The sequence below is a fragment of the Marinobacter sp. LM1 genome (genome assembly GCF_042763285.1).
GTDB lineage: Bacteria > Pseudomonadota > Gammaproteobacteria > Pseudomonadales > Oleiphilaceae > Marinobacter > Marinobacter nauticus.
In genome coordinates this window covers 3374178-3389514 of the sequence record NZ_CP114373.1, presented here as the reverse complement: position 1 = coordinate 3389514, position 15337 = coordinate 3374178, and the positions used below count along the sequence as shown (strand labels likewise).

Genomic DNA, 15337 nt, shown 5'->3' with positions numbered 1-15337 from the left:
GGTGGTTGCCGTTTTGGGAGTCCTTCTGTGACCAATAATGTGCCGAATGCCTTCGAAATCTTCCCCTGGAACCGGAATTTCGAGACCGGCATTGATGATATTGATCAACAGCACAAGGTGCTGGTCAATATCCTGAATCGACTGGCGTGGCACTTTGCATCGGATACCTCCGAGTTAACGCCCGATCAGATTCTTGATGAGTTGCTCACCTACGCGGCGTTTCATTTTGAATACGAGGAAGCGATCTGGAACAAAACCCTCAGTGAAGCAGCGATGGCGAAAAGCCACCGCGAGTCACACCAGATGTTTTTTGCGCAGGTTGAGGAGCTGCGCAACAGCCGCGAACCTCAGGAAGAGGTGTTAACCAGACTGTTTGACTTCCTCACACGCTGGTTAGCCTTCCATATCCTCGAATCAGATCGCCGAATGGCTCTGACGGTTGAGTTGGTTCAGCAAGGCCTGGAAGTCAGTGAGGCAAAAAACCGGGTCGATGCAGAGCTGAGCGGTTCCGCCTCGGTGCTGGTCAACGCGCTGCTGGAAATTTACGGAAAGCTTTCATCAAGCACGATTCAGTTAATGCGGGAGAAAATGGCCCGCTTGAGGGCCGAAGACGAGCTGTCCCGAATACAGCATGAAAGGCTGAATCAGGCCCTGGAAGAACAAGCCCGAGAATATCAGCACCATCTGGAAACGCTCGCTTATACCGATGCCTTGACCGGCCTCTGGAACCGAAACGGCATCGTCCGACGAGTTCGTGAATACCTTGCAGATGAAGTGAGAGCTGAGAACTCGGCAGCCCTGGTGTCTATTGATCTTGATAATTTCAAGGATCTCAACGACTGTCTGGGAGAAGATGCGGCAGACCGAATGCTCGGCTTGCTGTCCCGGCGGTGGCTGGATGCGATCCCGGCGGATGCCTGCCTGGCGCGAACAGGTGGTGATGAGTTTGCATTGTTGCTGCCGGATGCCAGCCAAGCCGAGTCGCGGCTGGAAGCTCTGCGTTTGACGGCCAGTCAGCCTTTTGAACTCGACGGTGTTGAGGTTTCTGCGGGGTTTACGGCTGGTGTTGTCCTGTTTCCGGATGGCGCCGTTGAGGACGCAGACAGCTTGCTGAGGCAGGCGGATAATACCCTGTATCGGGCAAAACACGAGATGCGCAGTGGCTGGCTGTATCTTGATGCCGGCGAGCGGAGCCAGTATCGAGCCCGTCAGTTGTTACTGGAGGACATCCGCAGGGGGCTCAACCAGGATGAGTTCCGGCTTTATTTTCAACCCAAGGTTAATCTCCGGACTGGAGAGGTTTTGGGCGTTGAAGCGCTGATCCGGTGGCAACATCCCCGGGAAGGGCTGCTCCCTCCGAGTTACTTCCTGCCGGCGATTGAGCATCACACGCTGAATATTCAGGTTGGTGAATGGGTGTTGAGAAACTCGCTGCTGCAGATACAGCGCTGGGAGCAAGAGGGTGTCAGGGTCAATGTCAGCGTTAACATCGCCGCTAACCATCTTCAGTCTGATCACTTTGCCGGGCACCTGCAAAAAATCCTGTCTGGCTTTCCGGGGGTTGACCCTGTCAGGCTAGATCTGGAAATCCTGGAAACCGCTGCACTTGGGGATTTGGACAAAGCCGTACAGACCATTGCGGATTGCCGTGAGCTTGGGGTGACCTTCTCCCTGGATGACTTTGGTACTGGCTACTCATCGTTGTCTTATCTCAAGCGCCTTCCTGTCGATACTCTGAAAATCGATCGGGAGTTTGTATCCGGCATTGAGGATGACAGTGAAAACCTGTCAATTCTTCAGGGGGTGATCGGTCTGTCGCGGGTTTTCGGGAAGCAGGTGGTTGCGGAGGGCGTGGAAAGTGTCAGGCAAGGTGAGATTCTGCTGAGCCTCGGGTGCGAATGCGCTCAGGGATTTGCCATGTCTCCGCCCATTGAAGCGCCCCTGATCCCTGCCTGGATTAACCGTTGGAGAACGTTCCCGGAATGGGCGCTTACCAGGGTTTCAGAAAATCCCTGAGCCGCAGATGCCAGTCCAGGCTGTCGAGCAGGTTTTTCAGGGCCAGCCCCAGTTCAGTATCCCCCTCGATAACCAGCCGGCGCTGGAAGAACAACTGATCGGGGTCTTGCTTTCGTTCCGCCAATGTACGGAATGCACCAACGGACCCCCGGATAGTGGCTTCACCAGGACCGTTCAGCACCCGCAGGCGCCCGGCCCAATAACCGAGGGTAATGCCTGGCTGGCCGCCATTGATTTCGAGGCGGATTCGACGGCCCTCGAAATCGTCGAATTCACCTTCTGCAATGGCGTCCGAGAAAAGCCGGTTGAGGGGCGCTTCCGCTGCCAGTTGTTTCAGGGCGACGGGCATTCGCTGATCAATGCCGTTCAGGAGTGGCACCGGTGACGGGGCATACTCCCGGATCACGGCTAGGGTCTGGCCCGCAAGGGGATTGTGCTGGAGTTGATTGCTCAGGCGTTGCAGCTGCGCGAACCCGGGTGGTGTGGGCAATTTGCCGAAACTGGGCAGGGTAGGCAGCATGGCAGGCTCTCCTGAAATCATGAAACAGACAGGGAGAGCCTACCTCAAACCGCAATAAACGGATTTGATATAACTCAGGGGAATGAACAGTCAGCCCTTGTGCAAGCCTTCCTCGACCGCCCAGACGGCGACTTCCACCCGCGAGCGCAGGTTCAGCTTTTTCAGCAGGTGCTTGACGTGGACCTTGACAGTGCCGTCACTGATGTCGAGTTTACGCCCGATCATCTTGTTGGACAGGCCTTCGGCAATCAGCCGGAGAATATCTTTCTCCCGCGGCGTCAGGCTGTCGAAGTCGGGACGGCTGGTCTGCTGCGGTTTGTTGGAACGCAGGGCTTCAGCCAGCAGGGTCGTGAGGCGGTCACTGATCACCATCTTGCCCACCGCCGCCTGGTGCAACTGGGCGATCATGTCCTCGGGCTCCATGTCCTTGAGCAGGTAACCGTCGGCGCCCGCCCGCAATGCCGCGACCACATCGTCTTCCTGGTCTGAGACAGTAAACATAACGATGCGCGAGCTGACATTCTGTTCCCTGAGCTTTCTCAGGGCTTCGATGCCGTCCATTTCCGGCATGTTCAGGTCCATCAGGATCAGGTCCGGCTCCAGCTCGGTGGCCAGACGGATGCCATCGGCGGCATTGCTGGCTTCGCCGATCACTTCCATGTCGTCTTCCATGCCGATCAGCTGTTTGATGCCCTGGCGCAGCAGCGGGTGGTCGTCGATCAACAGAATGCTTGCGGGTGTCTCAGACATTGTTTCTCTCTTTTGTCCTGCGCTCGGCTCAGGCCGGCGTAGTTTCCGTTGGAATCAGGTTGCGGCTCTTGGGTACGAATGTTAGCGCGACTTCCACGCCGCCTTCATCCCTGTTTCGCACATTGACCTTGCCGCCGAGTGTGCGGGCACGGTCCTGCATGATAATCAGGCCATAGTGGTTCACGGGCTGGTCGCCACCCGGTAATCCCCTGCCATTGTCCTGTATGCTGGCCCGCACTTGTGGTGAATCGAACACTACTTTTACAGCTATGTCAGTGGCATCGGCGTGTTTGACGGCATTGGCCAGCCCTTCACGAATGATCTGCAGGGTGTGGATTTCCTCATTGGGCGACAGCGTCTGGGGCGGCAGGTTGTATTCAAACGCTACCGGTTTACCGAGGCGCTCTGAGAATTCGTCGATGGTTTTACGCAGGGCAGTCGCCAGATCAGGCGTATCCAGTTTCAGCCGGAAGGTGGCCAGTAGTTCCCGCAGCTGGCGGTAGGCGCTGTTCAGGCCAGTGCTCAGTTCATCCAGGATGTCATCGTGGATGGGCTTCTGCTCGCCATCAATGTTCAGCCGGCGCAGACGGGTCACCTGCATTTTCAGGTACGAGAGCGATTGTGCCAGGGAATCGTGTAGCTCCCGGGCAATCACCGTGCGTTCTTCTGCCAGCGTCAGCTGTTGTTCTTCGGTGATCTGTTTTTCCAGGAAAATGGCAGTTGCCAACTGGTCGGTCAGGGTCTCCAGCAGGCGGCGCGAGGTCTCCGGTAATCCTTTTTCAGCCGGATACCAGACCTCCAGTGTGCCCAGCAACTGCCCGGGAGTTCGGATTGGCAGCAACAGCCGCCGGCCATCATTATTTTCCAGCGGCATCTCATCATAGACCTCGGGGGTTACCAGACAGGCATTGCAATGGTGATCCCGGCAATAGAAGGGGCGTTTGGGTGTGGCAGTGGTAATGGCCTCCACCGGTTCTGCCGATTCCTTGTCATGCAGGAACAGGCGGATGGGACCGATGCCCAGCAACTGCTCCAGATCCTGCAGCATCGGGATGGCGCCACTGCACAGATCATGATTGGCGAACAGCCCTCGGCTGGCGGAGTGCATTACTTGCAGAGCCGCATGGCTGATTTCAAGTTCCTCGGTTTTCTGCCTGGCCCGGCTTTCAAGCTCGTAGTAGGTCAGCGCCAGTTCACTGGTCATCTGGTCAAAGGCCTGGCCCAGTTGTGCCAGCTCATCGGAGCCTTTGAGATCGGCTTTGTGGCTGAAATCCTGTTCGCCCACGGCGGTGGCAATGCCCACCAGTTTCCGCAGCGGCCGGAGAATGCGGTTTTTGAGGTCCAGAAACAGGGCGAGAACAATCAATACCGAGAACACCATGCTGATGATCTGGATAAGGTGCAGCAGGTCGATTCTGGCCTCGGTGCGTTGTTCCAGCATGGAGACCAAGCGATCCACTTCTACCGTGTAGCTCTCCACTGTCGTGATCATTTCGGCGGATAGAGGGGCGCCAGTCTGGTGGCTCTCCAGTGACGGCCTGAGCTGATTGGCCCAGCCGTATTCCACGGTTTTATATTGTTCGACGAGGGGATGATCATCGGTGCGGGGAATGGAACGGATGATGGCGGGATCCCTGAGCCTGTCCTCGTACTCCTCAATGCGTTGATCAAGGGTGTCAGTGTTTTCTACGGGATCTTCAGAGGCCGATCTTGCCGCCAGTTGGAATGCTCCCATACGCAGTGAACCGGCAAGGTTGATAGCAGTGGCATTGCCCTCAATGCTGTTGGACACAGCCAGAGTGGTGGCCATGCTGACAATGGCCGTCAGCACGATGGCGCCGATAACAACAGCCAGTCGATTTACTAGCGGGCTTCTGGAGGTCATGGATAGCTTCAAGGCTCGAGGGATGTGGATAGTGACAGGCAGCAAAATTATCGTGGAAAACGCGCCGTCGTGATACCTCCTTGAGGATAGTCAATTACCCCAATGGTTTATAACCCATCATAGCCTTTGACCCGTGTTCAGGCAAAAGTCGAGACTAAAGAATGGGATTCAGGGAGCGTGTAATGCAATCGGAACGGGATGAAGAGAGGTTAGCATCTCTGGCAGTAGTGTTGCCGTTGGCGCTGACCGGCTTTGTGGTGGCTGCCGGTTGCTGGACACTGTTTGCGGTTGCCGGCGTGCATCTCCGAGCCGACCTGGGTCTGAGCAGTTTGCAGTTTGGGGTTCTTCTGGCCATGCCCATGGCGGTCAGCGCCATACTTGCGATTCCGGCCGGGCTTGCGGCGCAGCGATATGGTGCCCGTGAAGTCATGCTGTTGTGTCTGTGCGGTCTTGCTGTGTGCATGGGGATACTGCTGCTGACAAACACCTACATTGGCTACCTTATTGCCGCCGCCGGACTGGGGCTGGCGGGCGGCTTCTACGGCGCCGGTCTGCAGTTTGTGGTCAGCCATTGCCAGCCCAGGCGGCTGGGTCTCGTGCTCGGGGTTTTTGGCTCCGGGGTAACCGGAGCGGGTTTCAACTATTATCTGGTGCCGCTGTTCCATGAGGCGTTCTCCTGGCAGGGCGTACCTCTGGCCTACCTCATTACCCTGCTTCTGGTGATCGCGCTGTTGATTATGCTGACCGACGCCACGGGTGAAGAAGACGAAAGCCGTGAACGATCAGCCAGAGAAATTCTCGGGGTGATCCGGCAGGGTCGGAATCTACCCCTGTGTTTGTATTTCGGTGTGGTTGCCGGCAGTTTCTTTGCGCTGGCGTTGTGGCTTCCGGATTTCCTCTCAGGCCAGTATGGTCTTACGCTGGATTCCGGGGCCCGCCTGGCGCAATGGTTTGTCATTCCCGGTGCGGTAGCTCAGGTGGCCGGCGGAGGCTTGTCCGATCATTTCGGTTCCGCCCGGGTTGCGACGCGGGCACTGGCGGGTTGTCTGATGGCACTCGTGGTGCTGTCTTATCCCCCCATGACTTTGTTCATTACCGGCGTGGAAGAGGAGCTGGTTGTGGAGTTCGCTCTGCCTGTTGTCCTTGAAAGCACGTTGGTCGTGATTCTGGGGGTGGCCATGGGTACCGCCATGGGATCCCTTCAGCGTATGGTGATTCTGGCCAACCGACAGGAAGCGTCCCTGTTTGCCGGTGTATTGCTGGTCAGCGCCTGTGCCGTTGCGTTTGTCCTGCCAGTTGCGTTTGGTGGCTTGAACCTGTGGCTGGGCGTGCGTACGGCCGTATTCATGATTCTCTTCCTGTTGCTGAGTGTCAGCCTGCTGCTTTTCTCCCGACATGCCCGCAGAGAGGAGCGAAAGATGCTTCTCCAACCCGGGTTATAGGTCGCCTACCCACAGGGTGGTACACCCGGGTTATGTGGTAGTAACCACGCAGATTTCAGGGGTTTGATCCCACACAATGGTCTCCATTCGGAACAACGATCCGGCAAACGGGTTGATGGAGAGAGAGACCATGAGTCATTTGATCGACAAGTTGAATTACTTCAGGAAGAACCGCGAATCGTTCTCCAACGGTCACGGTGAAATCCACGAAGTGAACCGCGACTGGGAGAACAGCTACCGCCAGCGCTGGCAGCATGACAAGATCGTGCGCTCCACCCATGGCGTGAACTGCACCGGCTCCTGCAGCTGGAAAATCTACGTGAAGAACGGGCTGGTTACCTGGGAAACCCAGCAAACCGATTATCCCCGCACCCGCCCGGATCTGCCCAACCACGAGCCCCGTGGTTGCCCTCGTGGCGCCAGCTACTCCTGGTACATGTACAGTGCCAATCGCCTGAAATACCCGCTGATGCGCAAGAGCCTGATGAAGCTCTGGCGTGCTGCCCGTATCCAGTTCAATGACCCGGTGGAAGCCTGGGCCTCTATTGTTGAAGATCCCGCCAAGACCGCCGAGTACAAGCCTCGCCGTGGTATGGGCGGTTTTGTCCGTTCCAGCTGGGACGAAGTCAACGAGCTGATTGCCGCCTCTAACGTCTACACTGCCAAGAAGTTCGGCCCGGACCGTATCATCGGTTTCTCTCCGATTCCTGCAATGTCCATGGTCTCCTACGCCGCGGGCAGCCGTTACCTGTCCATGATCGGTGGCGTCTGCATGAGCTTCTACGACTGGTATTGCGACCTGCCGCCCGCCTCTCCGCAAACCTGGGGTGAGCAGACCGACGTGCCGGAATCCGCCGACTGGTACAACTCCGGCTACATCATCGCCTGGGGCTCCAACGTACCCCAGACCCGTACCCCGGATGCCCACTTCTTCACCGAAGTACGCTACAAGGGCACCAAGACCGTTGCCATTACCCCGGACTATGCGGAAGTTTCCAAGCTGTCTGACGAGTGGCTGAACCCGAAGCAGGGTACAGACGCCGCTCTGGGCATGGCCATGGGCCATGTGATCCTCAAAGAGTTCCATGTTGACAAGCCCAGCGAGTACTTCACTGACTACGTTCGTCGCTACACCGACATGCCCTACCTGGTCATGCTGGAACAGAAAGACGACGGCAGCTACGTACCGGGCCGCTTCCTGCGTGCCAGTGACCTGGTGGATGGCCTCGGTGAAGAAAACAACCCGGAATGGAAAACCATCGCCATTGACGAAAGCACTGGCGAACTGACTGCGCCGAACGGCTCCATCGGCTACCGCTGGGGCGAGAAAGGCAAGTGGAACCTGAAGCAGACCGCCAAAGGCGCCGATGTAAACCTTCAGCTGTCGATGGTTGAAAAGCACGACGAAGTCGTCGATGTCGCCTTCCCGTATTTCGGTGGTATCGAACACGACCATTACAACCACGTGGAATTCAAGGACATCCTCAAGCACAAGCTGGGTACCCGCAAGGTTCAGCTGGCCGATGGTTCCGAAGGTCGCGTGGTGACTGTGTACGACCTGATGGTTGCCAACTACGGCATCAGCCGCGGCCTGGGTGACGACGATGGCGCCACTTCCTATGACGAAGTGAAGCCGTACACGCCTGCCTGGCAGGAGCAGATCACCGGCGTACCGGCCGAGAAAGTGATCCGAATCGCCCGTGAGTTCGCGGACAACGCTGACAAGACCAAGGGCCGCTCCATGGTCATCGTCGGTGCCGGTATGAACCACTGGTACCACATGGACATGAACTACCGCGGCCTGATCAACATGCTGATCATGTGTGGCTGTATCGGCCAGAGCGGCGGTGGCTGGGCCCACTACGTGGGTCAGGAGAAGTTGCGCCCGCAGACCGGCTGGCAGCCGCTGGCCTTTGGTCTCGACTGGCAGCGCCCGCCACGCCACATGAACTCCACCTCCTTCTTCTATGCTCACTCCGGCCAGTGGCGCTACGAGAAACTGGGCGTGGATGAAATCCTGTCGCCGCTGGCAGACAAGTCCAAATTCGGTGGCAGTCTGATCGACTACAACGTACGCGCCGAGCGCATGGGCTGGCTGCCGTCTGCGCCGCAGCTGAACCGAAACCCGCTGACCATTGCCGCGGAAGCCGAGAAGGCCGGTATGGAGGTGGCGGACTACGTGGCCAAGTCCATGAAGGACGGATCTCTGGCCTTCGCCAGTGAAGATCCGGAAGCGCCGGAAAACTGCCCGCGTAACCTGTTCATCTGGCGCTCCAACCTGCTGGGCTCCTCAGGTAAAGGTCACGAGTACATGCTCAAGTACCTGCTGGGCACCAAGAACGGATTGCAGGGCAAGGATCTGGGTGTCGAGGGTGGCGCCAAACCGGAAGAAGTGAAATGGCGCGACCAGGCGCCGGAAGGCAAGCTCGACCTGCTGGTGACTCTGGACTTCCGTATGTCCACCACCTGTCTGTATTCCGACATCGTTCTGCCGACCGCAACCTGGTATGAGAAGAACGACCTGAATACCTCCGACATGCACCCGTTCATCCACCCGCTGACCGCTGCCACCGATCCGGCCTGGGAAGCGCGTAGCGACTGGGAAATCTATAAGGGCATTGCCAAGTCTTTCTCCAAGGCAGCCGAGGGTCATCTGGGTGTCGAGAAAGACGTGGTCACCCTGCCGCTGCTGCACGACGCGCCGGCGGAACTCGGCCAGCCGTTTGATGTGAAGGACTGGAAGAAAGGCGAATGCGACCTGATTCCGGGCAAGACCGCGCCCAACTTCATCACCGTGGAGCGGGATTACCCGAACACCTACGCCCGCTTTACCTCCCTCGGTCCGCTGATGGACAAGCTGGGTAATGGTGGCAAGGGCATCAACTGGAATACCGAGAAGGAAGTCAACTTCCTGAAGGACCTGAACTACACCCACCTTGAGGGTGCCAACGCAGGTCGCCCGAAGATCGAGAGTGCCATTGATGCCGCTGAGGTCATCCTGACCCTGGCGCCGGAAACCAACGGCCAGGTGGCGGTGAAGGCGTGGGCTGCCCTGTCTGAAATGACCGGGCTGGACCACACCCACCTGGCGACCAACAAGGAAGAGGAAAAAATCCGCTTCCGGGACATCGTGGCGCAGCCGCGCAAGATCATTTCCAGCCCCACCTGGTCTGGCCTGGAAGACGAACACGTGTCCTACAACGCCGGTTACACCAACGTGCACGAGCTGATTCCCTGGCGCACCCTGACCGGTCGTCAGCAGTTCTATCAGGACCATGAGTGGATGCGCGCCTTCGGCGAGAGCCTGCTGGTGTACCGTCCGCCTATCAACACCAAGGCCGTGGGCAGCATGATCAACCAGCGCAGTAACGGCAACCCAGAGAAAGCGCTGAACTGGATCACCCCGCACCAGAAGTGGGGTATCCACAGCACCTACAGTGACAACCTGTTGATGCTGACCCTGTCCCGTGGCGGCCCGATTGTCTGGTTGAGTGAGGACGACGCCAAAGAGATAGGCGTGGAAGACAACGACTGGATCGAACTGTTTAACGCCAACGGTGCCATTGCCGCCCGTGCGGTGGTGAGTCAGCGGGTGATGCCCGGCATGGTGATGATGTACCACGCCCAGGAGCGGATTGTGAACATACCCGGCTCCGAGATCACCGGTACCCGTGGCGGTATTCACAACTCGGTTACCCGGGTGTGTCCGAAGCCGACTCACATGATTGGTGGCTATGCCCAGTATTCCTACGGCTTCAACTACTACGGCACCGTAGGTTCCAACCGGGACGAGTTCGTGGTGGTCCGCAAGATGAAGAACGTGGACTGGCTCGACGGTGAAGGCAATGACTATGCTCAGGAGGCTGTAAAATGAAAATCCGTTCCCAAGTCGGCATGGTGCTGAACCTGGACAAGTGCATTGGTTGCCACACCTGTTCCGTCACCTGCAAAAACGTATGGACAAGCCGTGAAGGCATGGAATACGCCTGGTTCAACAACGTTGAAACCAAGCCTGGTATCGGCTACCCGAAAGAGTGGGAGAACCAGGATAAGTGGAAGGGCGGCTGGATGCGCGACAGCTCCGGCAAGATCCGCCCCCGCATTGGTGGCAAGTTCCGGGTGCTGGCGAACATTTTCGCCAACCCGGACCTGCCGGAAATCGACGACTACTACGAGCCGTTCGACTTCGATTATCAGCACCTGCACACTGCCGGTGACACCAAACACCAGCCGGTTGCACGGCCACGTTCGCTGATCTCCGGCCAGCGCATGAAGAAGATCGAATGGGGTCCGAACTGGGAAGAAATCCTGGGCACCGAGTTTGCCAAACGTCGCAAGGACAAGAACTTTGACCAGGTGCAGGCGGATATCTACGGCCAGTTCGAAAACACCTTCATGATGTACCTGCCGCGCCTGTGCGAGCACTGCCTGAACCCGGCGTGTGTTGCCAGCTGCCCGAGCGGTGCCATCTACAAGCGGGAAGAAGACGGCATTGTTCTGATCGACCAGGACAAGTGCCGCGGCTGGCGGATGTGTGTCTCCGGCTGCCCGTACAAGAAGATCTACTTCAACTGGAAAACCGGCAAATCCGAGAAGTGCATCTTCTGCTATCCGCGTATCGAAGCCGGCATGCCCACCGTGTGCTCCGAGACCTGCGTAGGCCGGATCCGCTACCTGGGTGTGCTGCTGTATGACGCAGACCGCATCGAAGAAGTAGCCAGCACCCCGGGCGAGCACGAGCTGTACGAGAAGCAGCTGGAAATCTTCCTGGACCCGTTCGACCCGAAAGTGATCGAACAGGCGAAGAAAGACGGCATCCCGATGAACGTCATCGAAGCTGCCCAGCAGAGTCCGGTCTACAAGATGGCGGTGGACTGGAAGCTGGCCCTGCCGCTGCACCCGGAATACCGCACCCTGCCGATGGTCTGGTACGTGCCGCCCCTGAGCCCGATCCAGTCTGCGGCAGAAGCCGGCAAGGTTGAGTTCGACGGCGTACTGCCGAAGATCGAGAGCCTGCGGATCCCGGTCAAGTACCTGGCGAACCTGCTGACCGCCGGTGATGAGAAGCCCATCGTACTGGCCCTGAAGCGGATCATGGCCATGCGTTTATACAAGCGCGCCGAAACCGTGGAAGGCAAGGAAGACCTGCGAGCCCTGGAAGCGTGTGGTCTGACCAAGGCCCAGGCCGATGAGATGTACCGCTACCTGGCCATCGCCAACTACGAAGACCGTTTCGTGATTCCCACCAGTCATCGTGAGCTGGCCAAGGAAGCCTTCCCGGATGCGACCGCTTATGGCGAGCGCGGCGGTTGTGGCTTCAGCTTCGGCGATGGCTGCAACGGTGGTGACAGCGATTTCAGCCTGTTCGGCGGCAAGAAGCAGACCACCAGCATGGTCAGCAAGCTGGCGACCGTGAAGCAGGTTGACCCGAAGCAGCTGCAGGACTGAGGAGGCCGCGATGCAACTTTTGAAAGTACTGGCGCGGGTACTGGAGTACCCCACCGAAGAACTGCAGCAATCCAAAGACGCCCTGGTCGCCGCTGTCCTGGAGGACAGCCGGCTGCCGCGGCAAAACAAGGAACAACTGCTGACCTGTATTGATCGCCTTTGCGATGGTGACCTGATGGATCTTCAGGAAGCCTACGTGGGCACCTTCGACCGGGGCAGGGCCACCTCCCTGCTGCTGTTCGAGCACGTGCATGGCGAATCCCGCGACCGCGGCCAGGCCATGGTCGACCTGATGGAGCAATACCGGGCCAACGGCCTGGAAATTGATGCCAAAGAACTGCCGGATTACCTGCCGCTGTTCCTGGAATACCTCTCCACCCGCCCCTGGGAGGAAATCCTGAACTGGCTGGAGGATATTCACCACATTCTGGGGTTGCTTGGAGAGCGCCTGTACCAGCGTGAAAGCCTCTACCACGTTGCGATGGATTCCCTGCTGGTGCTGTCCGGCCGCAAGGCCGACCGCCAGGAACTGGCGCAGCTCGTTGCCTCGGAAGAGCGCGACGACACCCCCGAAGCACTGGACAAGGTCTGGGAAGAGGAAATGGTGAAATTTGTGGATGACCAGGGCAGCTCCTGTGGCACCGGTGGCGTGGTTGGACAGCGCCGCCGCGAACTGGAACAGACCCAGACCATTCACCTGAGTGATCAGCTGATGACGGACGCAACGCCCCGTCCGGCAGGGCGCGCCTGAGGCGCAGGAGGAAAAGACAATGTCCTATATCAACACACTCTTGTTCGGAATCTATCCCTACATCGCCCTGCTGGTACTGTTTGTCGGTACCTGGGCGCGTTATGACCATGGCCAGTTCACCTGGAAAGCCCATTCCAGCCAGATGCTGCGCAAGAAAAACATGGTGATGGCCAGCGTGCTGTTCCACGTCGGCGTACTGGTGATCTTCTTCGGCCACCTGGTGGGCCTGCTTACTCCGCACTGGGCCTACGAGTGGATCATCACTCCGGGCCAGAAACAGGTGATGGCGATCCTGGTGGGCGGTATCGCCGGCGTCATGGCCATCATCGGTGGCGGCATGCTCGCCTGGCGTCGTATGACCGACCCGCGGGTTCAGGCCAGCAGCACCTTCGCTGACAACATGATCATCATCATTCTGGTGGTTCAGCTGGTCCTCGGTATGCTCACCATCCTGCCCACCATGGGCCACCTCGACGGCAGCACCATGCTCAAGTTCTCCGCCTGGGCCCAGGGCGTCTTCACCCTGGAAGGATCTGGCATCGCCGCCTACATTGCCGACGTGCACTGGATCTACAAGACCCACATCTTCCTGGGCCTGACCATCTTCGTACTCTTCCCGTTCACCCGACTGGTGCACATGCTCAGCGTGCCGGTGGAGTATTTCGGACGGAAGTACCAGGTGGTTCGCAAGCGCGCCTGAACGGATACAGCCACCCTCTCGTCCCGGGAGGGAGGCTGGCAAACTGATTGACGGAGAGTCGCACCATGCAACTGATCCCCACCGGCGAAGCCGGCAAACCCAGAAACCAGTTCCCGCCGGTCTATGTGGGTGAGACTCTCATCCATGAAGACGACATCGCCCGGGAAATGCAGCACCATCCCGCGGAAGAGCTGGCGGAAGCCTGGCACGAAGCAGCCAGAAGCCTTGCCATCCGTGAATTGTTACTGCAACAGGCCAGCCGCCTGAACCTGGACAGCATCGAAGACGAAGAAGACCGGATAGCCCGGGTGCTGGAACTCGAGCTCAAAGTGCCAGACCCGAGCGAACAGGACTGCGAACGCTTCTACGCCGCCAATCCCGCCCGCTTCTGCAGCCCTACCATCATGGCCGTCAGCCACATACTGCTGGCTGCCGCTCCGGATGATATTGAAGAGCGCATGCGTCAGGAAGAAGCTGGCCGACAGCTGCTGTCTGCCCTCCTGGACGGCCGCTCGCAGTTTAACGAATTGGCTAAACAGTATTCCGCCTGCGAATCCCGCCACCAGGGCGGCAGCCTCGGCCAGATCAGCAAAGGCCAGACCGTCGAAGAATTCGAACGCCCGGTCCTGAGCCTGAACGAAGGCCTCCACCCCGAGCTGATCGAAAGCCGCTATGGCTGGCACATCGTTCGAGTAGACCAGCGAATCAACGGCGAACTGCTGCCTTATGAACATGTAAAACCTCAGATTCGCCAGTACCTGAGCGAAAGCGTGACCCGCCGGGCATTCCGGCAATATCTCCAGGTATTGGCTGCGGAAACCGGTGTGGAGGGCGTTGATCTGGAGCTGCCGGATTCGCCTTTGATGCAATGACTGCTTGGTTAGCAAAGCGAATAATTGAGCTAAGTCAATTACCCAGGAATAACACCAAGGATACCCCCATCGGGGGAGCGATTTTTCATCAGTATCCTTCTAGTATTTAAAATAAGATTTTGAATGCATGAATATGCAGAGAGGGTACAACCATGGCCATGACACAAACTGCTGAACAGCGATATACCAAGCCGGTGCTTGTCGCCATCAACAAACCACTTGATGAAGAAGACAGCCTGGAAGCGCTTCGCAGCCATGCCCTGTTCTGCAATCTGCGCCCGAAAGACCTCGATAGTCTGATCCAGCAATCGCGCCGGCTGAGACTCGGTCACCACCAGCTGCTCTACCGTCAGGATATGCCGGCTCATCACTTCTTCTTTGTGATTTCAGGCCGTCTGCGTCTGTATCGCCTGGATTCCTCCGGCGTAGACCGAACCCTTGACAGTATTGCACCCGGGGACTGTTTTGCCGAAGTCATGATTTATGCCAATCCGCCCAGGTATGCATGCTACGCAGAGGCCCTGAAGTCCAGCGAAGTGCTCATGATCCCGGTTAAAGCTTATCGGGAATTGCTGGATCGGAATCCCGAGTATGCCCAGGCGGCCCTGAGCCACTACGCCATGCGTGCGGTGTCCAGATTCCACGATCTTGAGATCATGACTGTCCAGAATGCCCGGGATCGTTTGATTCGTTACCTCATTGATTTGCTGCCGAACGGCGCGGAGGAAGGTGGCGAAGTCGAGTTGCCGTTGCCCAAATGCCTGGTGGCTTCACGCCTGGCCATGCAGCCCGAGACTTTCTCCAGAATACTGGCAGATCTCAAATCCAATGGTTTGATCAGAGTGAATCGCAGCAAGCTCTTTATTTCCGACCCTCAGCGGCTGATCGCTATCAGCCAATAGCCTCTCCGGGCCTCCGGGCCCGGCTTTTTGACCGCCTTGAACATCAGGGGA

The 15337-nt window shown here is 58.0% G+C and carries 11 protein-coding genes; 8 read left to right on the top strand and 3 right to left on the bottom strand.

What is annotated here, in order from left to right; all coding sequences use genetic code 11:
• Positions 1-27: 27 nt before the first annotated feature.
• The gene (locus OZ656_RS15905) at positions 28-2016 is read left to right on the top strand and encodes a bifunctional diguanylate cyclase/phosphodiesterase (RefSeq protein WP_199452482.1); all 1989 of its coding nucleotides are present in this window, start codon (positions 28-30) and stop codon (positions 2014-2016) included.
• Here the strand turns inward: OZ656_RS15905 and OZ656_RS15900 are convergent.
• From OZ656_RS15900 to OZ656_RS15890, 3 genes are all read right to left on the bottom strand, one after another.
• Positions 1991-2536, bottom strand: coding sequence for an SCP2 domain-containing protein (locus OZ656_RS15900; protein ID WP_194841901.1), 546 nt, complete (start codon positions 2534-2536; stop codon positions 1991-1993). The genes OZ656_RS15905 and OZ656_RS15900 overlap by 26 nt on opposite strands.
• A 90-nt stretch (positions 2537-2626) precedes the next feature.
• Positions 2627-3286 carry a two-component system response regulator NarL gene (gene narL, locus OZ656_RS15895; RefSeq protein ID WP_011786531.1) on the bottom strand — a complete coding sequence of 220 codons (660 nt, stop codon included), beginning with the start codon at positions 3284-3286 and terminating at the stop codon, positions 2627-2629.
• Positions 3287-3314: 28 nt separating this feature from the next.
• Positions 3315-5171 (bottom strand): histidine kinase, encoded by a 1857-nt coding sequence (locus tag OZ656_RS15890; protein WP_153740662.1) that lies wholly within the window; start codon positions 5169-5171, stop codon positions 3315-3317.
• 182 nt (positions 5172-5353) lie between these two features.
• Here OZ656_RS15890 and OZ656_RS15885 point away from each other — a divergent pair, with 182 nt between their 5' ends.
• The 7 genes from OZ656_RS15885 to OZ656_RS15855 all read left to right on the top strand — a co-directional run bounded on the left by OZ656_RS15885 (position 5354) and on the right by OZ656_RS15855 (position 15286).
• On the top strand, positions 5354-6613 hold the full coding sequence (locus OZ656_RS15885; protein WP_022990853.1) for a nitrate/nitrite transporter: 1260 nt from the start codon (positions 5354-5356) through the stop codon (positions 6611-6613).
• Positions 6614-6743: 130 nt separating this feature from the next.
• The gene (locus OZ656_RS15880; RefSeq protein ID WP_153740663.1) at positions 6744-10487 is read left to right on the top strand and encodes a nitrate reductase subunit alpha; all 3744 of its coding nucleotides are present in this window, start codon (positions 6744-6746) and stop codon (positions 10485-10487) included.
• Positions 10484-12061 (top strand): nitrate reductase subunit beta, encoded by a 1578-nt coding sequence (gene narH, locus OZ656_RS15875; protein WP_183576819.1) that lies wholly within the window; start codon positions 10484-10486, stop codon positions 12059-12061. Before OZ656_RS15880 ends, narH begins: the two co-directional genes overlap by 4 nt.
• Positions 12062-12071: 10 nt before the next feature.
• Positions 12072-12812, top strand: coding sequence for a nitrate reductase molybdenum cofactor assembly chaperone (gene narJ, locus OZ656_RS15870; RefSeq protein WP_183576818.1), 741 nt, complete (start codon positions 12072-12074; stop codon positions 12810-12812).
• A gap of 19 nt (positions 12813-12831) precedes the next feature.
• A complete protein-coding gene (narI, locus tag OZ656_RS15865) occupies positions 12832-13512 on the top strand; it encodes a respiratory nitrate reductase subunit gamma (protein WP_014422452.1) in 681 nt (226 codons plus the stop codon).
• Between the two features lie 65 nt (positions 13513-13577).
• Positions 13578-14384, top strand: a complete 807-nt coding sequence (locus tag OZ656_RS15860) for a peptidylprolyl isomerase (RefSeq protein WP_273031093.1) — start codon at positions 13578-13580, stop codon at positions 14382-14384.
• 152 nt (positions 14385-14536) lie between these two features.
• A complete protein-coding gene (locus OZ656_RS15855) occupies positions 14537-15286 on the top strand; it encodes a Crp/Fnr family transcriptional regulator (protein WP_014422450.1) in 750 nt (249 codons plus the stop codon).
• Positions 15287-15337: the final 51 nt, after the last annotated feature.

What these genes read in the sequence shown, in the direction of transcription:
- OZ656_RS15900 (WP_194841901.1), bottom strand. Translation starts at nt 2,536, where the DNA reads ATGCTGCCTACCCTGCCCAGTTTCGGCAAATTGCCCACACCACCCGGG.
- narL (WP_011786531.1), bottom strand. Translation starts at nt 3,286, where the DNA reads ATGTCTGAGACACCCGCAAGCATTCTGTTGATCGACGACCACCCGCTG.
- OZ656_RS15890 (WP_153740662.1), bottom strand. Translation starts at nt 5,171, where the DNA reads ATGACCTCCAGAAGCCCGCTAGTAAATCGACTGGCTGTTGTTATCGGC.
- OZ656_RS15885 (WP_022990853.1), top strand. Translation starts at nt 5,354, where the DNA reads ATGCAATCGGAACGGGATGAAGAGAGGTTAGCATCTCTGGCAGTAGTG.
- OZ656_RS15880 (WP_153740663.1), top strand. Translation starts at nt 6,744, where the DNA reads ATGAGTCATTTGATCGACAAGTTGAATTACTTCAGGAAGAACCGCGAA.
- narH (WP_183576819.1), top strand. Translation starts at nt 10,484, where the DNA reads ATGAAAATCCGTTCCCAAGTCGGCATGGTGCTGAACCTGGACAAGTGC.
- narJ (WP_183576818.1), top strand. Translation starts at nt 12,072, where the DNA reads ATGCAACTTTTGAAAGTACTGGCGCGGGTACTGGAGTACCCCACCGAA.
- narI (WP_014422452.1), top strand. Translation starts at nt 12,832, where the DNA reads ATGTCCTATATCAACACACTCTTGTTCGGAATCTATCCCTACATCGCC.
- OZ656_RS15860 (WP_273031093.1), top strand. Translation starts at nt 13,578, where the DNA reads ATGCAACTGATCCCCACCGGCGAAGCCGGCAAACCCAGAAACCAGTTC.
- OZ656_RS15855 (WP_014422450.1), top strand. Translation starts at nt 14,537, where the DNA reads ATGGCCATGACACAAACTGCTGAACAGCGATATACCAAGCCGGTGCTT.